Below are 22,814 nucleotides of genomic sequence, written 5' to 3'. Positions count from 1 at the left end.
TAAATGTTTGTATCCTGCGGAGCTGTCGATTTCTCTCGGAGAACTGCATGCTTTTGCAAACAAGCCGGCGCGCCTGGCTTGCCCGGGCGGCCCTGCTGGCCGCCGCCGGTGCACTGCCGGCCTGGGTCGTGGCCGCTGCGCCCGCCACGACGCCGGCTGCCCTGGCCGTCGCGCCGATGAAGTTCAAGCGCCGCACGCTGGCCAACGGCCTGGAGGTGATCGCCGAGCCCGGTGGCACCGGCGGCAGCGTCAGTGTGCAGGTCTGGTACCGCGTGGGCGGCAAGGACGATCCGGTCGGCCGCTCCGGCTTTGCGCACCTCTTCGAGCACCTGATGTTCAAGAGCACGCGTTACATGAAGAGCGAGCAGTTCGACCGACTGACCGAGGACGTGGGCGGCCAGAACAATGCCTTCACCGCCGAGGACGTCACCGCCTACTTCGCCACCGTGCCTTCGCACCACCTGGAGCGCATCCTGTGGGCCGAGGCCGAGCGCATGGTCAACCTGAACGTTGACGAAGCGAACTTCAAGAGCGAGCGCGCGGTGGTCGAGGAAGAGTTCCGCCAGCGCGTGCTGGCGAATCCCTACGGCCGGCTGTTCGAGGCGATGGCGCCGAATGCCTTCATCGACCACCCGTACAAGCGGCCGGTAATCGGCAGCATCGAGGACCTGGAGTCGGCCTCGCTGGACGACGTGCGCGCCTTCCATTCGACCTTCTACCGGCCCGACAACGCGGTGCTGATCGTCACTGGCGACTTCGATGGCGCGCAGTTGGACCAGTGGGTGGACCGCTACTTCGGCCCGCTGAAAAAGCCCGACACGCCCATCCCGCGCGTGAACGTGAAAGAGCCGGTGCGCACGCAGTCCAGGCAGGTCGCGCTGACCGGCCCGAACGTGCCGCTGCCAGCGGCCGTGCTGATCTGGCAGGCGCCCAACGCGGCCGACAAGGACGCTGCCGCGTTCCAGGTCATCCAGGGCCTGTTGGCCGGCGGCGAGTCGTCGCGCCTGAACGAGTCGCTGGTCTATCGGCAGCGCATTGCCCAGTCCGCCGGCATGGAGCCGATGCTGCACACCGACGCTGGCGCGGTCGCCGTCTACGCAATCGCTTCCGGCCAGCGCCAGCCGCAAAGCCTGGTGGCACCGCTGCACGCCGAGCTGGCCAGGCTGGCCAAGGGCCCGATCCCCGCCGCCGAGCTGGACAAGGTCAAGACCCAGCTGCTGACCGCCGCGCTGAACGGCCGCCAGACCTCGCTGGGCCGCGGCACGTCCATCGGCTGGGCGATGATCCACGACAAGGACCCGGAGGCCGTGAACCGCGAGCTGACCGAGCTGCAAGCCGTCACCGCGGCCGACGTGCAGCGTGTGCTGCGCCAGTACGTGATCGGCAAGCCCGCCGTCACGCTGTTCTATACCCAGGAGGCGAAGTGATGAGCCGTTCGCTGAACCTGATGCTGCGCCCGGTCGCGGCGCTGTTGGTCACTGCCTTCGCCGCCGGCGCTTGGGGCCTCACGCCTGGTGTGGACGCCCCGCCCGAGCCCGGCACGCCGCGCCCGCTGGTCGTGCCGGCCTTCGAAGAGGCCAAGCTGCCCAACGGCGTGCGCGTGGTCGTCGCGCCGCGCCACGCGCTGCCCATCGTCTCGGTCTCGCTGCACCTGCGCCTGGGCGCCGCGGCCGACACCGACGGCCACGCCGGCCTGGCCAGCCTCACCGCCGCACTGCGCACCAAGGGCGCGACGCGCAACGGCAAGGCGCTGGACGCCACGCAGATCGCCCGCCAGGCCGAAGCGCTGGGCAGCACGCTGGACTCGGCCGCCGACTGGCGCGGCTCGGCGCTGACCATGACGGTCGCCACCTCCAAGCTGGCTGACGCCGCCGCGCTGATCACCGACGCCACGCTGCACCCCACGCTGTCCGAAGCCGAACTCGGGCGCCTGCGCGAGCAGACCGCCGACGCGCTGAAGCTCAGCCTCAGCGACCCGATGGCGCTGGCCGGCCTGGCCGCGCGCCGCGCCTGGTGGGGCGCCAGCGTCTTCGGCGGCTCGACCACGCCAGCCAGCCTGGCCCGCATCCAGCGCAAGGACGTGCTGGCCTTCCACCAGCAGCAACTGCGCCCCGAGCTGGCCACGCTGGTCGTCTCGGGCGACGTGACGCTGGAACAGGCCGTGGCGCTGGCCACGCGCCAGCTCGGCGCCTGGAAAGGCAATCGCATGGCGCTGCCCGAGCCGCGCAACGAGCCGGCCGCGGCCGTCACCCCGGCCACCGTGCTGGTCAACCTGCCGGGCGCCGGGCAAAGCGGCGTCGTCGTGATGGCGCCTTCGGTCGCCTATGACGCACCGGACCGCCGCGTGGCCCAGGTGGCCGGCGCGGTACTGGGCGGCGGCTACTCGGCGCGGCTGAACCAGGAAGTGCGCATCAAGCGCGGCCTGAGCTACGGCGCCTCCGCCGGGCAGGACTTCCAGGCCGTGGGAGGCCTGCTCAGCGCCGCCACGCAGACCAACAACGCCACCGCGGCGCAGGTGGTCGAACTGATGCGCGGCGAGGTCGTGAAGATGGGCGAGGCGGCGCCGGCTGCCGAAGAGCTGGACGCCCGCAAGGCCACGCTGGTCGGCAACTTCGGCCGCCAGATCGAGACCACCGGCGGCCTCAGCGCCGTCGCAATGGACCTGATCGCCCGCGGTCGCCCGCTGAGCGACGCGCAGAAACACGCGCCCGAAGTCATGGCCGTCACCGCCGAACAGGTGCGCGCCTACGCTGCCGGCCACTGGACCCAGGCCTCGCTGCGCACCGTGGTGGTGGGCGACCTGAGCGCTGCCGGCGACGCATTGAAGAAGCTGGACGACAAGGCGCTGGTGCTGGACGCGGCGCAGCTGGACCTGGAAGCGCCAGGGCTGGCAAAGAAGCCCTGAACGCTGAGCGGCCGGTGGCGCGCCCCGTCACCGGCTGCTCCGCTACACTGGGCGCCTGGTCGGCAGTTCACCCAGGCGTCACCGTGCAGCGGCTTCTTCCGCTGCAAGCTAAACCTGCCCTGATCCTCTTGGTTGATTCGCAACCCTTCGGTTCCACGCCTTTGGCGTGCGCCGCTGCAAGCCGGTGACCCCAGCCCGTTCGAGAGAGCGGCGCGCGCACGCAGGAGTGCACCGATGCCTGAATCCCATCCTTCCTTTCCCGAAACGGCCGAACGTGGCCGCCGCTTGCAGCCGCTGCATTGCGAAGATCTTTCGACCTTCGCCAAGTCGCTGCGGCGTGAGCTGAGCGACCACCTGAGCGCACAAGGTGCGCCGAGCGACACGGCGCCCAGCCACCTGCAACTGCTCAACATGCTGGCCCGTGCCGCCGGCCACCGCAACCTGCAGGCCTTGCAGGCCGCGCCGGTGACCGCCGTCGCCGAGGTCGATCCCTGGGCCGCGACCGCGTTGCCGGAACCTGCAGCCAACGAAGACGCCGCAGCGCCACGCGAGTCGCTGAGCCCCAACGCTGCCAAGGCACTGACCCAGTTCGACGCCTGGGGCCGGCTGGCGCGCTGGCCGCACAAGTTCAGCGTGCAGCGGCTGGCCATGTGGGCGCTGTGGACCCGCTTCGAGCCCAACCGCCGCTACACCGAGCGTGAGGTCAACGAGTTGCTGAAAGCCTGGACCACCTGGGGCGACCACGTCACGCCGCGGCGCGAGCTGGTCGAAATGAAGCTGATCAGCCGGCTGCCGGACTGCTCGGCCTACTGGAAGAACCCGCAGCGGCCCAGCGACGAAGTGCAGGGCCTGCTGCGCGCTTTGCGCGGCCAGCAGAAGCGGCCGCAGCGCGCGGGCTGATGCTTCAGAGGCCGCCGCGCTGGTACAGCAGCGCGCGGCCCTTGTAGGCCAGCACGCCCGCGGAGGCGACCCGGTCCAGCCGCTCCTCGCGCCGCTCGAAGCCCAGCGCCAGCATCAGGCGGTTGAAGACCGCTCGGTTGTCGCGGTCCGGGTCGATGATCCAGACTTCCGCCTGCGCCATCGCATGCCGGCCGATGAAGCCGGCCAGCGCGGCGCTGGCGTCGCGGTCGTACAGCAGGTCGCTGCCGATCAGCAGGTCGAAGCGGCCGGTGACGGACGCTGCTGCATCGAGGTCGTGCGCCGCCGGATCCACAGGGTCGGCCAGCACCCAGTCGCCGTGGCGGTATTTCATCGGCGGCAGCTCATTGAGGCGCAGGTTTTCCAGCAGGAAACCATCGGCCAGCGGGTGGCGGTCACTGGCGGTGATGTCCGCGCCGCGCCGGTGCGCCACCAGGCTGGCCAGCGCCAGCCCGCAACCCAGCTCCAGGATGCGCTCGCCGGCCCGCACCGGGCGCAGCGCCATGCGCGCGGCCAGCGAATGGCCCGATGGCCACAGCAGCCCGAACAGCGACCAAGACGCAGACGAAATGCCCAGGCGCTCGGCAATGCCCAGCGGATCGGCAAACTGGTTGCGGTCCAGCAGCGAGCGGATCGTCAGCGACGCCACGCCGTCAACGGCGATGTCTTCCTGCTTGGTGAGATAGCCTGGCACGGCATGGGCACGAAGCCCGCGCAGAGCGCCTCGAAGAGGGAAAAGGTCGCCGAGTATGAGGCCTCAGGCGGCCGGCTCGCCCGCCGGTGGCTGCAGCCGGGTCGAAATGCCGTACAGCGCCAGCAGGCCCATGACATGCCCGATCGCCACGCCCGGCTCGCCGGACTCGATGCGGCCGATGGTCTGCACATGCACGCCCAGCCGGGCTGCCGCCGCGGCCTGCCCTTCGCCAGCGGCAGTGCGCGCAAGCCTGGCGGCTGCCCCCATGTCCTTGATGGCCTGGAGGGCCTCATCGCCAATGTCGACCGAAATCCGTTTGCCTTGCGCCATCGGCGGATTCTCGCCGCAGGGCGAACCGAAAAGCGCTTCAGCCGGCCGGCAGTTCGCCGGTTGCCGCCATGCTGCCCGGCGCCACCGGCAGCGACTCGCTGTGCCAGCGCAGCATGCCGCCGGCCAGGTTGGCCACTCGCGTGAAGCCGTTCTTGGCCAGCAGCACGCTGGCCTGCGCCGAGCGCACGCCGGAGCGGCAGACGGCCACCACCGGCTGCTGGCGGTCCAGCTCGTCCAGCCGGCTGAGCAACTGCGACAGCGGCACCAGATGCGCACCCGAGAGGTGGCCCAGGCGGTCGAGGAATTCCGGTTCTTCTCGCACGTCGACGATCTGCACGTCGCAAGGCAACGCCGGGCCGCCCCAAGTTGCCTTGTCCCCCTTGGGGGGCGGGCTGGGCGCAGCCGAGCCCTGGGGGCACTCACCCATCCGCTCGGCCAGCGCCATCGGCTCGATCTCCCAGACACCGCTGAAGCGCAGCGTGAGCGGCGCCCAGCCGGGCTGCTCGGCAGGTGGCGCGTCGCCCTCGGGCCGGCCGCAGCGCAGGTTGGCCGGCACGGCCACGGCCATCAGCTTGGGGTGCGGCAGGCCCAGGTGGTTCATGTAGCCGGTGAAGTCGCCTTCGTCCACGTTGCCGCCCAGGCGCGGGTTGAAGCGGCGCTCCTCGGCCACGCTGGTGACGGTGACGCCGCGGTAGTCGTGCGCCGGATACAGCAGACAGTCCTCGGGCAGGCTGAGGATGTGCTCGCGCACCGAGGCGAAAAGCTGCTGTGGGCTGCCCTGCTGGAAGTCGGTCCGGCCACAGCCGCGGATCAGCAGGCTGTCGCCGGTGAAGGCCATGTGCTGGTCGTCCAGCACATAGGTCAGGCAGCCGTTGGTGTGGCCAGGCGTGGCGCGCACGGTCAGGAAACGCTCGCCAAAGGCGATGCGGTCGTCGTGGCGCAGCGGCCGGTCCACCAGCTCGGCGCCCGCCGCCTCGGCCAGTGCGATCTGGCTGCCGCAGCGCTGCTGCAAACGCCAGGCGCCGGTGACGTGGTCGGCGTGCACATGGGTGTCAAGCGTGGCGACCAGCCGCAGGCCCAGCTCCTGCACCAGCGCCAGGTCGCGCGGCACCTGCTCGAACACCGGATCGATCAGCAAGGCCTCGCCGCTGGCGCTGTCGCCCAGCAGGTAGGTGTAGGTGGACGAGGTCGGGTCGAAGAGTTGGCGAAAGATCAGCATGGTGCGGGCCGGAGAGGGAAAGCCAGCGCGATGATCACATGCCTGGCGCCGCCCTCAGCCCCGAACCGACCCGATAAGCTCATGCGGAAACCGCATGTCCCCAGAACGGAAAAAAGGGCACGCCCTGCGGCGCGCCCTTTTTGTTTCTGGCGACTGGCCCGCTCAGTGCGGCATCGCGTTCCCGGCCATCGCCGCGTGCAGCAGGCGCAGGCTGTGCGGCTCGTTCAGGAAGCGCAGCTGCTCGGACTTGGCGGCCGGCTGGTTGCTGCGGCTGAGCTGCAGCACGCGCTGGCGGCGTTGCTCACCGCGCAGGCCGCGGCCGGTGCGGCGCGGGCCCACCGCTTGCAGCGCCAGCGAGGCCAGGCGAGGCAGGTCGGCCAGCAGCGCCGCACCCTTGAGCACCGGCTGGGCGGCGTAGTGGTGGGCGTAATGCCAGGCTTGGCGCAGCACCGCGGGCGAGCGGGCTTCTTCGGGGATCAGCAGCCAGTTGGCATCGCGCAGGCGCTGGCCCAGCGCGCCGTGGGCGCTCATCACCGTGAACGGGATGGCCAGCAGCAGCGGCAAGCCCATCGGCAGCAGCCACAGTGCGGCCACCGGCGAAGCCGCGTAAATGCCGGCCATCAGCAGCGCGACGACGGCGCTCAGCGAGCCGAAGCGGCGGGTCGCGTCGCCCCAGCTCAGGTCGCTGGCTTCCCGCGGGGGCGAGGTCCATTCCAGCTTCCAGCCGGTCAGGCCGCCGATCACGAACAGGCTGTGCGCAGCCATGCGCAGCGGTGCCTGCAGCATGGACATGCCGGCTTCCAGCGCCGAGCTGCCGATCAGCTTCAAGCTGCCGCCGAACTCGGCCTGTTCGCCGCGCAGGATGACCGCCAGCACGCCCAGCACACGGGGCATCGCCAGCATCAGCGCGGTCGAGGCCCACAGCGTGGCGACCGAGCGGCCGGCCAGCAGCGTGGGGGTGTTGTCGCCGGCGCCGGTCAGCCACAGCGACACGCCGAGCACCACGTAGGCCAGCCACAGCGGGGCCGACAGGTAGGCCATCGCGCCGGTGCCCAGCATCGCGCGGTGCACGCTCTTCAGGCCGGGCTCAGCGATCAGGCGGGCGTTCTGCAGGTTGCCCTGGCACCAGCGGCGGTCGCGCTGCAGTTCGGCCAGCAGGTGCGGCGGCTGTTGTTCGTAGCTGCCTTCCAGGTCGTTGACCAGCCAGACTTCGTAGCCGGCACGGCGCATCAGCGCGGCTTCGACGAAGTCGTGCGACAGGATCTCGCCGGCCAGTGCGCCTGTGCCCGGCAGCGTGGCCAGGCCACAGTGCTGCATGAAGGGCTCGACGCGGATGATGGCGTTGTGGCCCCAGTAGTGGGCCTCGCCCAGCTGCCAGAACTGCATGCCGGCGGTGAACAGGCGGCCGGTGACGCGGCTGGCGAACTGCTGCGCGCGGGCATGCAGCGTGGCGTGGCCTGCGGCGCGCGGGGCCGTCTGCAGGATGCCGGCGCGCGGGTTGGCTTCCATCAGGCGGGCCAGCGTGACCAGGGTGTCGCCGCTCATCACGCTGTCGGCGTCCATCACCACCATGTAGCGGTAGTCCTTGCCCCAGCGGCGGCAGAAGTCGGCCACATTGCCAGCCTTGCGCTTGGTGCGGCGCTGGCGCCAGCGGTAGTACACGCGCAGCTCGCTGCCGGCTTCGCTCAGCTGCTGGCGCAGCGCGTGCCAGGCCCGCAGCTCGGCGGCGCGCAGCGTCGGGTCGCTGGTGTCGGACAGCACGAACATGTCGAAGACGCGCTGCGCACCGGTGGCACTGAGCGACTCGCAGGTCGCGCGCAGCCCGGCGAACACGGTGGCCACGTCCTCGTTGCAGATCGGCATGATGACCGCGGTGCGCGCATCGGCCGGCAGCGTCATGCCTTCGACCGACTTGGCCGACAGCGCGTGCGGGTCGCCCTTGAGCGTGACGATGAAGCCCATCACCGCGGTCACGGCACCGGCCGAGACCCAGGCGAACAGCAGCGTGAACAGCAGCAGCTGCGCGGCTTCCAGTGCGTCGCTGCCGGCGCCCGGCTGCGAGCTCCACATCAGGCCGGCGGCCATCAGGCTGGCGCCCAGGGTCCAGAACATCAGCCAGTTGCGGCGCTTGGCCGCAGCGCCTTCCCACGCCGCCTTGGGCTGGGCTTCCAGCTTGGCGACGCTCTCGCGCCACGGCGCATCGGCCGCGGCCTGCTCGCCGCGCAGCCGGGCGGCCACGCCCAGCCAGCGCGTGGGCACCATGCTGCCGCGATGGATGGCCGGCATGCCGGGCACGTAGGAGGTTCCGTTGGTGGTTCCGTTCGTGGCGCGGCTGGCCACGACGGGGCGTGCGTACGACGCGGTATTGCCGCGTGCGCACTTCATTGCGCTGTCAGGAGATGCGTCCATGTTTCACTCACGGTGTCGTTGCCAGATTGGAGGAAGGCCCGCAGTTCGACCGGCTTCGTCGGGTCGACGGTCATCACGCGCAGGGCCAGTCGCCAGGCGCCGTTGGCGCTGACGCGGTACAAGGTTTGTTCTTCGATGCGGCCATTGCCATCTGCCGAGACCACGGCGCGCAGCGCGGCCTGCTTGGCACCGGCCGGCACTTCGGCGGCCGAGGCTTCGAGCTTGTCCAGCGCAGGGCCGGCGAAGTCGACGATCAGCTGCTGCTCGTTGTCCTTCAGCGTCGCGTAGCTGCGGCCCACGCGGGTCTGCGTGACCCAGCCGGCCGGCGGGCGCTGCTGCTGCTCGCCCTGCCAGTCCACGCGCCAGGCCATGTCCAGCACCTGGCCCGGGGCCGGCAGCGTGGCCGGCACCCAGTAGGCGACGATGTTGTCGTTGGTTTCGTCAGGCGTGTGCAGCTGCACCAGCTCCACGCGGCCGGTGCCCCAGTCGCCCAGCGGCGTGATCCAGGCCGAAGGCCGGCGCTCGTAGCTGGCTTCGCTGTCTTCGTAGCTGCTGAAGTTGCGGTCACGCTGCATCAGGCCGAAGCCCTTGGGCGAACGCATCGCAAACGAGGTGGTCAGCGTGGACTTGGGGTTCTGCAGCGGGCGCCACAGCCATTCACCGTCGCCGGTGGCCATCATCAGGCCATCGCTGTCGTGCACTTCGGGACGGAAGTCGCTGCGGTGCGGCTGGTTCTCGCCAAACGAGAACATGCTGGTCAGCGGCGCGATGCCCAAGGTCTTGATCGGCTCCTTGGTGTCACGCAGCACCAGCTTCGCGTGCACGCTGACCTGCGTGGTGACGCCGGGCGTGATGTCGAAGCGGTAGGCGCCGGTGACACGCGGCGAGTCCATCAGTGCCAGCACGACCAGCGACTTGGCATCGGCCGCGGGGCGCTGCAGCCAGAAGTCGGTGAAGCGCGGGAATTCCTCGCCCTTCAGGCCGCCGGCGGTGTCCACCGCCAGGCCACGGGCCGACAGGCCGTAGTGCTGCCCCGCGCCCAGCGCGCGGAAGTAGCTGGCGCCCTGGAAGACCACCAGCTCGTCCTTGTAGGTCGCGCCGGGCGTCATCTGGGTGTGCACGCGGAAACCGGCGTAGCCGATGTCGCCCCAGGCGGCCGGGTCGAAGGTCTTCTTGAAGTCGTAGCTGAAGTCGGCGGCGTCGAACTTGAAGTCGCGGCTGGCGTCGCCGTTCAGCTCGTGCAGGCGCACCGGCTCGGTCTGGTACTTGCCGAGGTGGAAGAACATCAGCTCGAACGGCAGCTGCTGTTCACGCCAGACCGCACGCGCCGGCTTGAAGCGGATGGACCGCATCTGGTCGTACGTCAGGTCTTTCAGCGCCTGCGGCGTGCTGCTGGGCGTGGGCTGGTAGGGCTGGGCGGCCAGGGCCTGGGCCTTCTGGGCCAGCGTGTCGAGATCCATCGCCGCCGAAGTGGCGGCAGTCACAGCCTGCGCCAGCAGCGCCAGCGGCAAGGCCAGCACCGCAGCCTGCCAGCGGCGGCGGCCGATGCGAGGCAAAGAGGGGTTGGCGGAAGTAGTCATTGCGGTGCTTTACCGCAAAGCCTGTGCCACCCTATTTTTCTCTTTCAAATCAATGACTTGAGCAAATCAGGCCGTCCCATCCCCCCTTTCGGGGGAGAAAAGCGTCGCCGTTCAGCGACAGCTTCTGGGGGCTTACCCTCTCCTGTTTCGCAAGTGCCTGATTTCGTTAAGAAAATTCGCTGTCGCTAGCCGGCGACAGGCGGTTGCTGCACTGCGCCATCGCTGTCGCCATCCGGCGACTCGCTGCGAAACAGGCCGGGCGTCAGGCCGTTCTTCTGCAGCAGCCGGTAGAACTCGGTCCGGTTACGGTCGGCCAGCCGCGCAGCGTCGGCGACCTGGCCGTCGGTCAGTTTCAGCAGGCCGACCAGGTAGTCGTGCTCGAAGCGGCGACGGGCCTCAGCGTAAGTGAGCACCTCCACTGTCGGCACCCGCAACGCGCGCTGCACCAGCGCCAGCGGGATCAGCGGTGCGGTGGCCAGCGCGCAGACCTGTTCGACGGCGTTGTGCAGCTGGCGCACATTGCCGGGCCAGGCGGCAGTCGCCAAAGCGCTCAGTGCGTCCGGCGCAAAGCCATTGAGCTTCTTGTCGTACTTGGCGGCCAGGCGCTGCAGGAAGTGCTGGGCCAGCAGCGGAATGTCCTCGCGCCGCTCGGCCAGCGTGGGCAGCGTCAGCGTCACCACGTTGAGCCGGTAGTAAAGGTCCTCGCGGAACTCGCCGCTGGCCAGCGCCGCCTCCAGGTCGCGGTGGGTGGCCGAAAGGATGCGCACATCCACCGCGATCGACTGCTGCGCGCCCACCGGCCGCACCTGGCGCTCCTGCAGCACGCGCAGCAGCTTGACCTGCAGCGCCGGCGGCATGTCGCCGATCTCGTCCAGGAACAGCGTGCCGCCATGCGCGCTCTGGAACAGCCCGCGGTGGTTGGTGACCGCGCCGGTGAACGCGCCTTTCACATGGCCGAACAGCTCGGACTCCAGCAGCGCCTCGGGAATGGCGCTGCAGTTGACCGCCACGAACGGCCCGGCGGCCCGCGGCCCGGCGCGGTGGATGGCCTGCGCCAGCAGTTCCTTGCCGCTGCCGCTTTCGCCGCGGATCAGCACCGAGGCGTCTCCGGCCGCGACCAGCCTGGCCTCGGCCAGCACCTCGTCCATCACGGCCGAGCGGCTGACGATCTCCTCGCGCCAGGCGTCGCGCTGCTTGCCGGCCGCCGGGCGTGCGGCGGTCGAGACGGCCAGCGCACGGTCCACCGCGGCCAGCAGGTCCTTGCCGTCGAACGGCTTGGTCAGGTAGCTGAAGACGCCGCGCAGCGTTGCCTCCACCGCATCCGGAATCGTGCCGTGTGCGGTCAGCAGGATGACCGGCAGGCCGGGGTAGCGGCTCTGCACCGCGTCGAACAGCTGCAGACCGTCCAGGCCGGGCAGCCGCACGTCGCTCAGCACCAGCTGCGGCCGCAGCACGTCCAGCCGCGCCAGTGCGTCCTCGGCGCTGGCCACCGCGGTCACCGCATGGCCGGCGGCGTTCAGCCGCAGCGACAGCAGGCGCAGCAGGTCGGCGTCGTCGTCGACGACCAGGATGCGGGTCTTGGCTGCCGCGCCGGCCGGCGCGGCGGGGGCGCCAGCGCTCACCGCCCGTCTCCCGGCCGGCGCGGCGCCAGCGAACGCTCGATGGCCTTCAGCGCTTCGAGCTGGCCATTGAGCTGGTCGATGCGGCGCTGGGTGTCGCGCATCTGCGCGGCCTGGCGGTCCAACTGTTCTTCGAGTCGCTTCTGCTCGGCCGCTCGCGGCAGCAGCAGCCTGGCCCAGAAGGCCCAGGGCTGGGCCGCAGGGTCGGCCTGCTTCTGCAGCGTGTCCAGCACGCCCCAGGCGCGCGCCGAATCGCCGGCGGCGCGGGTGTTCAGCCACAACAGCGCCAGGTGCAGCGCGGTGGGCGGCAAAGCCGGCTCGGCGGCCAGACGCGAAGCCTGCAGCGCGACCTGCTCAGGCGTGGACTGGCGCAGCTCTTCCTGCCAGGCCTGCAGCTGGCGGCCCGCGTCGTCGATCGGGTCATGCGGCGCCGAGGCCGGCGGTGGCGGGGGCGGGGGCACGCTGGCCGGCGCGGAAGGCGGCTCCGGCGGCGCACTGGCGGCCGGCGCCGGTGTCGGCGGCTTGGGCTGCAGCAGCTCGCAGCCGCCCAGCGCGAAGGCGCAGGCCAACACGCCCACTGGCAACAACAACCGGGCGTGGTGCAACAAAGGTCCCTTCAACTGGCAAAAACGTTCAGGCATGGGTGGCATGTGCAGACGCGGGGGTCACCACAGCAAGCGGCGAGCCCAGCGGCAGGAGGATTCGAAAACAGGCACCGCCGGCATCGGCAGCCAGCACGATCTGGCCGCCATGGGCAGCGACCTGCTCGCGCACGATGGACAGGCCGATGCCGCTGCCGCGCGGCTGGTTTTCGGGCTGCACGGTGCCGCGGAAAAACGGGTCGAAGATGCGCTCACGTTCTTCGTCAGGCACGCCGGGGCCCTGGTCGCTGACCTGCAGCACCGCCTGGCCGCTCAGCGTGCCGACCCACCAGCGGATCTGGCCGCCCGGCGGGCTGAAGCGGATCGCATTGGACAGCAGGTTGCCCAGCGCCATGCCCAGGCGCTCCGGGTCCACCGGCAGCACCAGGCGCTCGTCGCCCTCGACCAGCAGCTTCAGCCCGCGCGCCTGCCACTGCAGCCGCTGGGCCTCGACGACCTGCTGCAGCAGCGAGCGCAGCACCGTGGGCCGGCGCTGCAGCCGGCTGGCGTCGAAGGCCGCGGCGTTGTAGCGCAGCAGGTCCTCGATCTGCTGCTGCAGCACCGCGGTGTTGTGCTGCAGGATGCCGACGATCTCGGCCTGGTCGGTGCTCAGGGCGCCGCCCACGCCGTCCTGCAGCAGCGACACGCCTTCGCGCAGCGCCGCCAGCGGCGTCTTCAGCTCGTGCGAGATGTGGCGCAGGAAGCGATCCTTGTCCTCGTCCAGCTCGGTCAGCCGCAGGCGCAGCCAGTCCAGCTGCTTGCCCAGGCTGGCCAGGTCGGCCGGGCCGCGAATGGCCACCGGCTGGTCCAGCCGGCCTTCGCCCAGCGCGACGATGGCCGTGCCCAGCCGGCGCAGCGGCCGCGTGAGCCACACGCCAAAGGCCAGCGCCGCCAGCGCCGCGACCACGATGGCCACCAGCACCTGCTGCACCAGCAGGCTGCGCTGCGCCTCCAGCGCGCCCTGCAGCGCCTGGTTGCGCTCGGCAATGCTTTGCTGCACCTGCACCGTGAGCCGCCGCGTCAGGTCTTCCAGTACGCGAAATTCGGCGGTGACGGACTGGTCCTGCGCACCGGCCGGCAAGCCGTGGTCGTCCAGCAGGCGGCCGACCTGGCCGACGCTGCCCACCCATTGCTGGGCCAGCAGCGCGGTGGGCTTGAACTTCAGCAGCGGCGCCAGCAGCCCGCGGGCCTCGCGCGAGGCGTCTTCGAAGCGCTGGCGCAGGCCGCCGTCGCCCAGCACCAGGTACTGGCGCGCAGCGCGTTCCATGTCGGTGCTGCGCTCGACCAGGCCGCCGGTCGCCAGATTCAGCTGGATCGCCTGCTGACCCGCCTCGCGGCTTTTCGCCAGCAGCCCCTGCAATGCCTGCAGCCCGCTCAGCGACACGGCGCCCAGCATCACCGACATCATCACAAAAGCCAGCAGCAGCAGCTGCCGGAACGAGGCACGCAGGACCAAGGGGAAGACTCCGGCCGACAAAGGGTTCACCCGAGTGTAAGGTCCCTGGATTCAAGGGAAGGCGCAGCGCGGGGAAGCTTGCGACAATGCGTAAGCTCCCTGCTTCCTCCATTCCGATTCCCGCCTTGCTGCCCATGTCTTCCGCATCGACCCAGCGCGTCCTGACCGGCGTCACCACCACCGGCATCCTGCACCTGGGCAACTACGTCGGTGCGATCCGCCCGGCGATTGCCGCGAGCCGCGAACCCGGCATCGAGAGCTTCTTCTTCCTGGCCGACTACCACGCGCTGATCAAGTGCGACGACCCGGCCCGCATCGAGCGCTCGCGCATGCAGATCGCCGCGACCTGGCTGGCCGCCGGGCTGGACCCGCAGCGCGTGGTCTTCTACCGCCAGAGCGACATTCCCGAGATCCCCGAGCTGACCTGGCTGCTGACCTGCGTCACCAGCAAAGGCCAGATGAACCGCGCCCATGCCTACAAGGGTGCGGTGGACGCGAACGTGGCCGCTGGCGAAGACCCGGATGCCGGCATCACCATGGGCCTGTACAGCTACCCCATCCTGATGGCGGCCGACATCCTGATGTTCAACGCCCACCGCGTGCCGGTGGGCAAGGACCAAATCCAGCACATCGAGATGGCGCGCGATGTGGCCCAGCGCTTCAACCACCTCTTCGGGGAGCACTTCGTGCTGCCCGAGGCCAACGTCGAGCCCGAGATGGAACTGCTGCCGGGCCTGGACGGCCGCAAGATGAGCAAGAGCTACGACAACAGCGTGCCCTTGTTCGAAGGCGGCGAGAAGGCGCTGCGCGAGGCGATTGCCCGCGTCGTGACCGACTCGAAGCTGCCCGGCGAACCCAAGGAGCCGGAAGGCAGCACGCTAATCGCGCTGTTCGACCCCTTTGCCACCGCCGAGGAACGCGCTGCCTTCCGCGCCGAGTTGCGTGCCGGCCTGGGCTGGGGCGATGCCAAGCAGCGCCTGTTCGAGCAGGTCAACCGTCACATCGGCCCGATGCGCGCGCGCTACGACACGCTGATGGCGCACCCGGAGCAGCTCGAAGAGATCCTGCAGCAAGGCGCCCAGCGCGCCCGCGCCATCGCCGCCCCTTTCCTCGCCACGCTGCGCGAGGCCGTGGGCCTGCGCCGCTTCCAGCCGCTGGCCGCCGCCGCAGCGCCAGTCGCCAAAGTCAAGGCCGCCCTGCCGGTGTTCAAGCAGTACCGCGAGGCCGACGGCCAGTTCTACTTCAAGCTCAGTGCGGCAGACGGCCGCGTGCTGCTGCAAAGCCAGGCCTTTGCCGGCGGACGCGATGCCGGTGAATGGGTCAAGCGCCTGAAGACCGAAGGCGCCGCGGCGCTGGCAGGCGCGCCTGTGGCCAAGGGCGAAGGCGTGGCCGACAGCGAACTGGCCGATGCGCTGGCCGCCCTCGTCGCGGCAGAAGCGGCGTGAGCGGCCCGGACAAGACCTCGCCCGCGCACCACGTGCCGGGCGGTGGCTACCGCAACGTGGCCGTCGAATTCCGCCCGCGCTCGCTGGGTGAGGTGCTGCGCTGGCGCTGGCAGGCCTCGCGGGACGGCAAGCCCTTCCCGCCGCAAGCGCCCACGCCGCAGGTCGCCCCCGATCTGGCCTACCTGCTGGCCAACCGTGGGGCCGCGCAGCAGCCCGGCGCGACCTGGCTGGGCCATGCCACGGCACTGGTGCAGCTGGGCGGCATCAGCCTGCTGACCGACCCGGTCTTCTCCGAGCGCTGCTCGCCGCTGCCGTTCGCCGGCCCCAAGCGCCACCAGCCACCGGGCATTGCGCTGGCAGAGCTGCCGCACATCGAGCTGGTGCTGGTCTCGCACAACCATTACGACCATCTGGACGCCGCCTCGGTGCAGGCCCTGGCGCGCCAGCCCGGCGGCCCGCCGCAGTTCATCGTGCCGCTGGGGCTGAAGGCCTGGTTCGCCAGGCTGGGCATCGTCAACTGCATCGAGCTGGACTGGTGGCAGGCGCACACGCTGCCAGCCGCCAAGGGCGACGTGACGGTGGAGTTGGTGCCGGCCCAGCACTGGTCGGCCCGCGGCCTGGGCGACCGCATGGCCACGCTGTGGGGCGGCTTTGCCGTCTTCGCGCCGGACTGCCACCTGTTCTACGCTGGCGACACCGCCTACAGCCGCGAGTTCGCCCACATGCGCGAGCGCTACGCGCCGCGCCAGAGCCCGGAACACGGCGGCGGTTTCGACCTGGCGCTGCTGCCGATTGGCGCCTACGAGCCGCGCTGGTTCATGGGCTCGCAGCACATCAACGTCGAAGAAGCCTTGCGCATCCACCGCGACCTGGGCGCCAAGCGTTCGCTGGGCCTGCATTGGGGCACGTTTGCGCTGGCCGACGAAGCGGTGGACGAACCACCGCGCGAACTGGCCCGGCAACGCCCGGCCAGCGGCCTGAGCGAAGACGAGTTTTTTGTCACCGCCATTGGCGAGACGCGCCGGCTGCCGGCGCGCGAACATCTACACGACGGTTGACGGGAAGAGGGATGCCCGTGTGGCAAGTGCCGGCCTGGGGAGGCCGCAGCACACGGGCTTGAGCAATCACGCATCAAGGAGCGCCTGAGGGGGCGTGGAGGGGGAGTCGAGATGCAGGACATGGTCAGGCTGGTGTATGCCGGCGAGATCCTGGAGGGCCACGCGGCGGCCACGGTACAGCAGTCGCTGGCCGAATGGCTGAAGCTGGACGACACGCGCCGCGCGGCGCTGGGTTCGGGCCGGCGGCTGGTCATCAAGAAGGCGCTGGCGGCCGACCAGGCGCACAAGTGGGTGGCGCAGTTCAAGGCCCGCGGGGCGCGCCTGCTGGTCGAGCCGCTGCCGCCGGAAGCGGCAGCGCCAACGCCGGCAGCCGTGGCGCCGCTGCCCACGATTGCGCCGCCACCGGTGGCCACCGCGTCGGCGCCGTTCACGCTGGAACTCGCGCCGCTGGAACCGCCCACCAGCCCGGCGCCGCCGCCCTGGGCCGCGCCGCGGGCCGATGCCAACGCGGCTCAGGCGGCGCGTGGCCCAGACCCCGCTGCCGTGCCGCCGCCGATCAAGACCATCGCGCCAGCGTCCGACGAGATGATGGACTGCCCGGCCTGCGGCGAACGCCAGAGCAAGCGCATCCTGTGCAAGGCCTGCGCCTGCGACATGCCACGCGGCATCGCCGCCAAGGAAGAGGCTGCCGCCGAGGCCCGCGCCGAACGCGAAGCCCAGGCGCAAGCCCGGCGCGAAGCCCGCGGTGGCCCGCGCAAGCCCCCCGCGACCGCCACCGAGCGGCGCCGCGCCGCCATCGCCTCACGCCAGCGCGGCGAAGAACCCACGCCCTATTTCGGCAGCGACGATGCGCCGCTGTTCGGCCTCAGCTTCGAGGGCCGCATGCCGCGCATGCGCTACTTCTTCTCAGGCTTGCTGTTCTACGTGGGCATCGCCGGGCTGGGCATCCTGCTGGCACTGCTGCCAGGCATGATCTTCAAGGGACTGCTGGGCATTGTCGGCATCGCCGTGCTGATCGTCTGGTCGCTGCGGGTCACGGTGCTGCGACTGCACGACATCGGCCAGAACGGCTGGTGGGTGCTGGTGCTGCTGATCCCCATCATCAACTGGATCGCCACCGTCGCCCTGCTGTTCTATCCCAGCGAGGCCTACGAGAACGAGCATGGCCCCAAGCCGGTGGATGACAGCGGCCGGGGCGTGGTGATCGCACTCGGCGTGCTGATCCTGATGTTCGCCCTGCTGTTGAGCTTGGCCGTGCCCGCCTACAAACGCTACGTGGACAAGGTGCACGAGGAAATGGACGACGACGAGCGCCCTGAAGCCCAGCAGCGCAGCGACGACCCAATGCCCAGCGCTGCCGAGCTGCAGTCCGTCCTGCACAGCCCGCGCGCCGCCGAGCGTTTCCGCGAGGAATACGCCCACGCCAAGGGCCACCGCGCCTTCAGCGTGTCGAACGACGGCGCCTCCGGCTGGGCCTCAGGCGCCTCCAGCATCGACACCGCCGTGCGCGAAGCCCTGGCCAGCTGCGACCACGACCGCCGCGCGTACACCTCGGAGTGCTACATCGTGCACGTGGACACGGACTGGGCGATGCGCTGAGCATCCCCGGCCTGGTGGTTGTGCTTGGCCGAGCTTGTCGGCGTATATCAAATGCTATACAGTCGATTAATGAGCCGCTCCGCCACCTTGCCCCCCATTCGCATCGCGCCCGAAGCCAAGGCCAGCCTGGAGGCTGTGCTGCGAGAAGGCGAGTCCATGACGCAGTTCATCGAGAACGCCGTCTGCCGCGAGGTTGAATTTCGCGCCGAGCAGAACGCTGCCGTTGCGCGTGCGAAGAAGGCACTGCGCAGCGCCGACAAGGGCGAGGGCCTGGTCACGGCCGAAGACTTCCTGGCGGGCATGACGCAGCGTGCCAAGGCGGCACAGCAGCGCATCCGGGAAGCGGTGGCAGCGAAGCAAAAGCGAGCCTCTGAGTGAGCGAGCCCTATCGCGTCATTCCCAGCCTCACCTTCCAGCAAGACATCGAGCGCCTCGAAGACCACATCATCCTGCGCGAGCTGGCGAGCCACGCGCCCGATGAGAGGTGCCTCTTTCGGTTCCGCGATGCGGTCGAACAAGGGATGAGCGTCCTCGCGTTCGCACCGCACACCTGCCGCCGGTCCGAGCAAGACCGGGAATTCCGGGAATTGATCATCCCGTTTGGCAAGGGCGGCTGCGTCTTCCTGTTCGCGATGCGTGACGCGGAGGTCGTGCTGCTCGCCGCCAGGGACCAGCACAAGCACGACTACCGCTGACGGCGGCGTAGCGGGCAAGGGCTGGAGCGGCTGGTCGGAGCAACCAGCAACTGCAATAGAGATCGGCGACGCCCTCAATATCACCCCCGGCAAGCGTCATCACTGATAGATCACAAAAACATAGTGCCCCGACTTTGCAGCCTCAGCATAAAAAGCCCGAAGCTTCTGAAAAGCCGGGACTAAAAATTCTTCCAATACCGAATCTTTTTCACTCAACCATTCCATTCCGCCCACCTCGAACTTCTCCATTTCTTTTCGATCAAAAAACTTTTGGAGATCAGCTGTGGTGATGCGATCCAAGGCAGCGGAAAGCTGCTTGACCTCGGCTGGTTTGAAAAGCCTTGCGCTGCCCATACCAAAATCAATCTTCGGGTCTCGCTGACTTTTGTCGCCGCGACCCTCAATTGCGCTCAATACCATGTCCGCCGCAGCCCCGTCAGTGGCTCCAGGGCAAACACCCAGCTTTCCCAGTTCTTCCGACAACAATGCGTCGAAGTCGGTGTTTTCACCCAGAGATTTTGATTCAATTTGGCGACCGGCGGCTCGATACGTTGCAACAAGGTGTACTTGCTCGCCACGTTTGGTGCTTGACAGCAGCCAGGCGAGAACTTCGTAATCCTTATCCAAATCAAGCAAAGCAGCTTTTGCAAACCGTGGATCGTTTTTGATATTCCAGACAACGGATGGCTGCTTGTGCACCAAATCAAGTTGGACCTCATCCACGTGAGCGTAGTAGGCAATAATGCTCATATAGATACCCTCCCTATCAAAAAATTGAATATTCAATCAATCTTACAAAACAAGCCTACGCGCCCTTTTCGGGAGTCTCGATCGTCGGTATTTTGCCATTCGAACTGTTCGGAGTCTGGGAACCCGAGCAGTCGATCACATACGCCGAATTTACTTGCCTAGATTCAAGCTTCGCAACGCACTAGCCTCGAAGCGAGCCCAGTAAATGCCAATCATCTCAGCTTTGCTGCGGATCTTGATCCGGCCAATCGAAGTGAAGGTAGTCCATCTGGTTCTGGTCGCCATCGTAGATGCCCAGCCAGTGCCGAATTTGAGCCTTCATTAGAGCCCCGGATACTTGCCGAGCGTCAGCATTGAGGACCTCCGGCCTCGCGGCCGTCCCATCCAGCGTCCATTCACCTTCAGGCCGCCAATCCTCGAAGGAGAAACACTCGCAGTCCGAAACAATGATCTTGTAGGCGCCTTTCGACACTCCCAACCCGTGTCGCGCCAGCAGATCGGACATCTCCTTCTGTTCCGGGCATCCGACGCAGACGCCATAGGCAAACGTGCGCTCTGGCGCGATGCCATCCTCGTGGCCTATCGAGCCGACAAAGTTCACGAGGGCCTCTTTGCCAGGTTGGGATTCAGGCCGCAGTAGAAAAAGTCGTCGCCAAAGGCCCATGTTCCTGCCTCCATCGCATTCGTCTCATCGGACGATGGTATCCAGGTCATAACGCGAGAACACTCGCACCATGACGCCAGACGCCTCACACACGGCCCTCGCCCTCTCAGCGAATCACATCATCCAGCCGCCTGAGCTTGGCCTTGCGGCCCTTGAGCGTGCCGCTGGAGAGTTTGGCGACGACCTGGTCGGCGATGCTGGCTTCGACGGCCACGTAGGTGTGGAAGTCGCCAACCTTGATCTTGCCGATCTGGCTGCCGGCGAAGCCGGCGTCGCCGGTGAGCGCGCCCAGCACGTCGCCGGGGCGGATCTTTTCCTTCTTGCCGCCGAGGATCTGCAGCGTGACCATGGCCGGGCGCAGCGGACCGCCGGGGGCGTCCTTCAGCTCGCCGAGCTTTTCCCAGTCGAAGGGCTTGCCCTGGGCCAGCTCGATGCGGCCGATGCGGCCCATCTCGTCCATGCTGACCAGGCTCAGTGCCAGGCCGTCGTGCCCGGCGCGGCCGGTGCGGCCGATGCGGTGCACGTGCTGCTCGATGTCCTGCGTGACGTCGACATTGATCACCGCTTCGAGCTGCTCGATGTCCAGCCCGCGCGCGGCCACGTCGGTGGCCACCAGCACCGAGACGCTGCGCTGCGAGAAGCGGATCAGCACCTGGTCGCGCTCGCGCTGGTCCAGGTCACCATGCAGCGCCAGCGCGACGAAGCCTTCGGCCACCAGCACGTCGACCAGGTCGCGGCACTGCTGCTTGGTGTTGCAGAAGGCGATGGTGCTGGCCGGCCGGTAGTGGCGCAGCAGTTGGCCGACGACGTGCAGCCGGTCGCTGTCGGCCACTTCGAACGCGAGTTGGCGGATCTGGCCGGCGGGTGCGGTGGCAGGGCCGCCGGTCTTGGCGGTGGGCGCGCTGACGGTCAGCTGGCGTGGCTTGCGCAGGAAGCGCGAGGCCAGCTTGGCAATGCCTTCGGGGTAGGTGGCGGAGAACAGCAAGGTTTGCCGCTCGGCCGGGCACTGGCTGGCGACGGTGACCATGTCGTCGATGAAGCCCATGTCCAGCATGCGGTCGGCTTCGTCGAAGACCAGCGTCTGCAGGCCGCCGAGCTGCAGAGCGCCCACGTCCAGCAAGTCCATCAGCCGGCCCGGCGTGCCGACGACGACGTGCGCGCCATGCGCCAGGCTTTCGCGCTGCGGGCGCATCGGCGTGCCGCCGCACAGGCTGAGGATCTTCACGTTGCCGGCGGCGCGTGCCAGCCGGCGCAACTCTTCGGCGACCTGGTCGGCCAGCTCGCGCGTGGGGCACAGCACCAGCGCCTGGACCTGCCAGAGGCTGCTGTCCAGTGCGGCCAGCAGCGCCAGCCCGAAGGCCGCCGTCTTGCCGCTGCCGGTGGGCGCCTGCACGATCAGGTCCTCGCCGGCCAGCGCGGCGGGCAGGCTGGCGGCCTGCACCGGCGTCATCTGCGTGAAGCCCAGCGCGGCCACGCCGGCCTTCAGGGCTTCGGGCAGCGGCAGTTGATCGAAGGCGGCCACGGGGGCCGGGGAGACGGGGGCGGAAGAAGCGGCAGACATGGCGCATTGTCCGCCGCGCTGGCTGGGACGCGCGCACCCGCGGTTCACAAGCCTGTCACGCGTGCACTGCAAGCTGCCGGCCTGCATGAGCATCAAGAAGATTGCGTTGGTCTACTTCAACGCCGGGGGCGGGCACCGGGCGGCGGCCATGGCTTTGCAGCAGGTGCTGCAAGCGCCGGAGCAGCCGCCCTGCGAGGTCCGGCTGGTCAACCTGATCGAGCTGCTGGACCCGCCGCAGCGCTTTAAGCGTGCCACCGGGCTGGCGCCGGAAGACCTCTACAACCTGCGCTTGGCGCGCGGCTGGACCATGGGGCTGGCGCAGGAGCTGAAGCTGCTGCAGGGCATGATCCGCATGGCCCATCCGTGGCTGCTGCGCACGCTGCGCGCGCACTGGGACGCGACCGCGCCGGACCTGGTGGTCTCGCTGATCCCGAACTTCAACCGGGCGCTGTACGAGTCGGTGATGGCCTCGCCCGGCAGGCGCTGCGCGACGGTGATGACAGACCTGGCGGACCACCCGCCGCACTTCTGGATCGAGCCCGGCCAGCCGGCGCAGGTGCTGGTGTGCGGCACGCCTCGCGCGGCGGCGCAGGCGCTGGCCGCCGGCCACGCGCCGGCGCAGGTGAAGCGGGTTTCGGGCATGGTGTTGCGGCCTGCGTTTCATGGGCTGGCACCGCTGGCTGCGGACGAGCGCGCCGAGCGCCAGCGGGCGCTGGGCCTGCACTCCGGCCGGCCCATCGGCCTGGTGATGTTCGGCGGCCAGGGCTCGATGCAGATGCTGCGCATTGCGCGCGGCCTGCCCGAGGTGCAGCTGGTGCTGGTCTGCGGCCACAACGCCCGGCTGGCGACGCGGCTGCACGCGCTGGCCACGGCCGCGCCCGGTGGTCCGCACGCGGTGCTGGGCTTTGTGCCCGACATGGCCGGGCTGATGCAGCTGGCCGACTTTTTCATCGGCAAGCCCGGCCCCGGCAGCCTCAGCGAGGCGGTGCAGATGGGCCTGCCGGTGGTGACCTTCGAAAACCGCTGGACCATGCCGCAGGAGCGCTACAACGCGCACTGGGTGCGCAACGAAGGCCTGGGCGAAGTGGTGGACTCGGTCAAGGCCGTGCCCGAAGGCGTGGCGCGTTTGCTGGACCAGCTGCCGCAGCGCCGCTCACGGGTGCTGCAGGTGCGCAACCGGGCGGTGTTCGAAGTGGCGGCGCTGCTGCGCGAGCTGGCCGGCGTTTCGACGGCGGCCGCCGTCGAGCCGGCGCTGGCAGTGGACTGAAGAC

The 22,814-nt window shown here is 69.2% G+C and carries 20 protein-coding genes; 9 read left to right on the top strand and 11 right to left on the bottom strand.

What is annotated here, in order from left to right; translation table 11 throughout:
- Nucleotides 1-47: 47 nt before the first annotated feature.
- From LRH25_RS27360 to LRH25_RS27350, 3 genes are all read left to right on the top strand, one after another.
- Nucleotides 48-1,427 carry a M16 family metallopeptidase gene (locus LRH25_RS27360; protein WP_231012909.1) on the top strand — a complete coding sequence of 460 codons (1,380 nt, stop codon included), beginning with the start codon at nucleotides 48-50 and terminating at the stop codon, nucleotides 1,425-1,427.
- Complete coding sequence (locus tag LRH25_RS27355) at nucleotides 1,427-2,905, top strand: M16 family metallopeptidase (RefSeq protein ID WP_231012908.1); 1,479 nt, start codon at nucleotides 1,427-1,429, stop codon at nucleotides 2,903-2,905. The genes LRH25_RS27360 and LRH25_RS27355 overlap by 1 nt, the downstream gene beginning before the upstream one ends.
- Nucleotides 2,906-3,139: 234 nt before the next feature.
- Entirely contained in the window at nucleotides 3,140-3,805 is a 666-nt protein-coding gene (locus LRH25_RS27350; RefSeq protein ID WP_141290736.1) for a DUF2087 domain-containing protein, read from the top strand.
- Between the two features lie 4 nt (nucleotides 3,806-3,809).
- On the opposite strand, the gene LRH25_RS27345 is transcribed toward LRH25_RS27350, so the two are convergent.
- From LRH25_RS27345 to LRH25_RS27310, 8 genes are all read right to left on the bottom strand, one after another.
- Nucleotides 3,810-4,517: a class I SAM-dependent methyltransferase gene (locus LRH25_RS27345; protein ID WP_141290734.1), complete on the bottom strand. Its 708-nt coding sequence runs from the start codon at nucleotides 4,515-4,517 to the stop codon at nucleotides 3,810-3,812.
- Nucleotides 4,518-4,580: 63 nt separating this feature from the next.
- Nucleotides 4,581-4,847 (bottom strand): helix-turn-helix domain-containing protein, encoded by a 267-nt coding sequence (locus LRH25_RS27340; RefSeq protein ID WP_141290732.1) that lies wholly within the window; start codon nucleotides 4,845-4,847, stop codon nucleotides 4,581-4,583.
- A 37-nt stretch (nucleotides 4,848-4,884) separates the two neighbouring features.
- A complete protein-coding gene (locus LRH25_RS27335) occupies nucleotides 4,885-6,063 on the bottom strand; it encodes an MBL fold metallo-hydrolase (RefSeq protein WP_231012939.1) in 1,179 nt (392 codons plus the stop codon).
- Nucleotides 6,064-6,228: 165 nt separating this feature from the next.
- Complete coding sequence (mdoH, locus tag LRH25_RS27330) at nucleotides 6,229-8,475, bottom strand: glucans biosynthesis glucosyltransferase MdoH (RefSeq protein ID WP_231012907.1); 2,247 nt, start codon at nucleotides 8,473-8,475, stop codon at nucleotides 6,229-6,231.
- Nucleotides 8,448-10,055 carry a glucan biosynthesis protein G gene (locus LRH25_RS27325; protein ID WP_211361596.1) on the bottom strand — a complete coding sequence of 536 codons (1,608 nt, stop codon included), beginning with the start codon at nucleotides 10,053-10,055 and terminating at the stop codon, nucleotides 8,448-8,450. The genes mdoH and LRH25_RS27325 overlap by 28 nt, the downstream gene beginning before the upstream one ends.
- 185 nt (nucleotides 10,056-10,240) lie before the next feature.
- Nucleotides 10,241-11,677 carry a sigma 54-interacting transcriptional regulator gene (locus tag LRH25_RS27320; RefSeq protein ID WP_231012906.1) on the bottom strand — a complete coding sequence of 479 codons (1,437 nt, stop codon included), beginning with the start codon at nucleotides 11,675-11,677 and terminating at the stop codon, nucleotides 10,241-10,243.
- Nucleotides 11,674-12,315 (bottom strand): hypothetical protein, encoded by a 642-nt coding sequence (locus LRH25_RS27315; protein WP_231012905.1) that lies wholly within the window; start codon nucleotides 12,313-12,315, stop codon nucleotides 11,674-11,676. The genes LRH25_RS27320 and LRH25_RS27315 overlap by 4 nt, the downstream gene beginning before the upstream one ends.
- Nucleotides 12,308-13,771 (bottom strand): HAMP domain-containing sensor histidine kinase, encoded by a 1,464-nt coding sequence (locus LRH25_RS27310; RefSeq protein ID WP_231012904.1) that lies wholly within the window; start codon nucleotides 13,769-13,771, stop codon nucleotides 12,308-12,310. The genes LRH25_RS27315 and LRH25_RS27310 overlap by 8 nt, the downstream gene beginning before the upstream one ends.
- A 134-nt stretch (nucleotides 13,772-13,905) precedes the next feature.
- On the opposite strand from LRH25_RS27310, the gene LRH25_RS27305 reads away from it, so the two are divergent.
- The 5 genes from LRH25_RS27305 (at nucleotide 13,906) to LRH25_RS27285 (ending at nucleotide 18,568) form a co-directional block, all read left to right on the top strand.
- Nucleotides 13,906-15,216, top strand: a complete 1,311-nt coding sequence (locus LRH25_RS27305; RefSeq protein ID WP_231012903.1) for a tryptophan--tRNA ligase — start codon at nucleotides 13,906-13,908, stop codon at nucleotides 15,214-15,216.
- Entirely contained in the window at nucleotides 15,213-16,274 is a 1,062-nt protein-coding gene (locus LRH25_RS27300) for an MBL fold metallo-hydrolase (RefSeq protein WP_231012902.1), read from the top strand. The genes LRH25_RS27305 and LRH25_RS27300 overlap by 4 nt, the downstream gene beginning before the upstream one ends.
- A 111-nt stretch (nucleotides 16,275-16,385) precedes the next feature.
- Entirely contained in the window at nucleotides 16,386-17,873 is a 1,488-nt protein-coding gene (locus tag LRH25_RS27295; protein ID WP_231012901.1) for a DUF805 domain-containing protein, read from the top strand.
- A 69-nt stretch (nucleotides 17,874-17,942) separates the two neighbouring features.
- Nucleotides 17,943-18,251 (top strand): YlcI/YnfO family protein, encoded by a 309-nt coding sequence (locus LRH25_RS27290; RefSeq protein WP_141290040.1) that lies wholly within the window; start codon nucleotides 17,943-17,945, stop codon nucleotides 18,249-18,251.
- Nucleotides 18,248-18,568: a type II toxin-antitoxin system RelE/ParE family toxin gene (locus tag LRH25_RS27285; protein WP_141290039.1), complete on the top strand. Its 321-nt coding sequence runs from the start codon at nucleotides 18,248-18,250 to the stop codon at nucleotides 18,566-18,568. Before LRH25_RS27290 ends, LRH25_RS27285 begins: the two co-directional genes overlap by 4 nt.
- Before the next feature lie 99 nt (nucleotides 18,569-18,667).
- On the opposite strand, the gene LRH25_RS27280 is transcribed toward LRH25_RS27285, so the two are convergent.
- The 3 genes from LRH25_RS27280 to dbpA form a co-directional block, all read right to left on the bottom strand.
- Complete coding sequence (locus LRH25_RS27280; RefSeq protein ID WP_141290038.1) at nucleotides 18,668-19,318, bottom strand: DUF1877 family protein; 651 nt, start codon at nucleotides 19,316-19,318, stop codon at nucleotides 18,668-18,670.
- Nucleotides 19,319-19,535: 217 nt separating this feature from the next.
- Nucleotides 19,536-19,919: a hypothetical protein gene (locus tag LRH25_RS27275; RefSeq protein WP_141290037.1), complete on the bottom strand. Its 384-nt coding sequence runs from the start codon at nucleotides 19,917-19,919 to the stop codon at nucleotides 19,536-19,538.
- Between the two features lie 169 nt (nucleotides 19,920-20,088).
- A complete protein-coding gene (gene dbpA, locus LRH25_RS27270) occupies nucleotides 20,089-21,543 on the bottom strand; it encodes an ATP-dependent RNA helicase DbpA (protein ID WP_231012900.1) in 1,455 nt (484 codons plus the stop codon).
- Nucleotides 21,544-21,628: 85 nt separating this feature from the next.
- Between dbpA and LRH25_RS27265 the strand changes: the two genes are divergently transcribed.
- On the top strand, nucleotides 21,629-22,810 hold the full coding sequence (locus LRH25_RS27265) for a glycosyltransferase (protein ID WP_231012899.1): 1,182 nt from the start codon (nucleotides 21,629-21,631) through the stop codon (nucleotides 22,808-22,810).
- Nucleotides 22,811-22,814: the final 4 nt, after the last annotated feature.

The organism is Ideonella azotifigens, assembly GCF_021043325.1.
GTDB lineage: Bacteria > Pseudomonadota > Gammaproteobacteria > Burkholderiales > Burkholderiaceae_C > Ideonella > Ideonella azotifigens.
The sequence above is the reverse complement of the archived record's forward strand: the minus strand, read 5'-3'. Positions and strand labels throughout refer to the sequence as shown.

Excerpts from the sequence above, each read along its gene's own strand:
- LRH25_RS27350 (WP_141290736.1), top strand. The coding sequence starts at position 3,140 with ATGCCTGAATCCCATCCTTCCTTTCCCGAAACGGCCGAACGTGGCCGC.
- LRH25_RS27325 (WP_211361596.1), bottom strand. The coding sequence starts at position 10,055 with ATGACTACTTCCGCCAACCCCTCTTTGCCTCGCATCGGCCGCCGCCGC.
- LRH25_RS27280 (WP_141290038.1), bottom strand. The coding sequence starts at position 19,318 with ATGAGCATTATTGCCTACTACGCTCACGTGGATGAGGTCCAACTTGAT.
- LRH25_RS27340 (WP_141290732.1), bottom strand. The coding sequence starts at position 4,847 with ATGGCGCAAGGCAAACGGATTTCGGTCGACATTGGCGATGAGGCCCTC.
- LRH25_RS27305 (WP_231012903.1), top strand. The coding sequence starts at position 13,906 with ATGTCTTCCGCATCGACCCAGCGCGTCCTGACCGGCGTCACCACCACC.
- LRH25_RS27295 (WP_231012901.1), top strand. The coding sequence starts at position 16,386 with ATGCAGGACATGGTCAGGCTGGTGTATGCCGGCGAGATCCTGGAGGGC.
- LRH25_RS27315 (WP_231012905.1), bottom strand. The coding sequence starts at position 12,315 with ATGCCTGAACGTTTTTGCCAGTTGAAGGGACCTTTGTTGCACCACGCC.
- LRH25_RS27290 (WP_141290040.1), top strand. The coding sequence starts at position 17,943 with ATGAGCCGCTCCGCCACCTTGCCCCCCATTCGCATCGCGCCCGAAGCC.
- LRH25_RS27265 (WP_231012899.1), top strand. The coding sequence starts at position 21,629 with ATGAGCATCAAGAAGATTGCGTTGGTCTACTTCAACGCCGGGGGCGGG.
- LRH25_RS27360 (WP_231012909.1), top strand. The coding sequence starts at position 48 with ATGCTTTTGCAAACAAGCCGGCGCGCCTGGCTTGCCCGGGCGGCCCTG.
- LRH25_RS27355 (WP_231012908.1), top strand. The coding sequence starts at position 1,427 with ATGAGCCGTTCGCTGAACCTGATGCTGCGCCCGGTCGCGGCGCTGTTG.
- mdoH (WP_231012907.1), bottom strand. The coding sequence starts at position 8,475 with ATGGACGCATCTCCTGACAGCGCAATGAAGTGCGCACGCGGCAATACC.
- dbpA (WP_231012900.1), bottom strand. The coding sequence starts at position 21,543 with ATGTCTGCCGCTTCTTCCGCCCCCGTCTCCCCGGCCCCCGTGGCCGCC.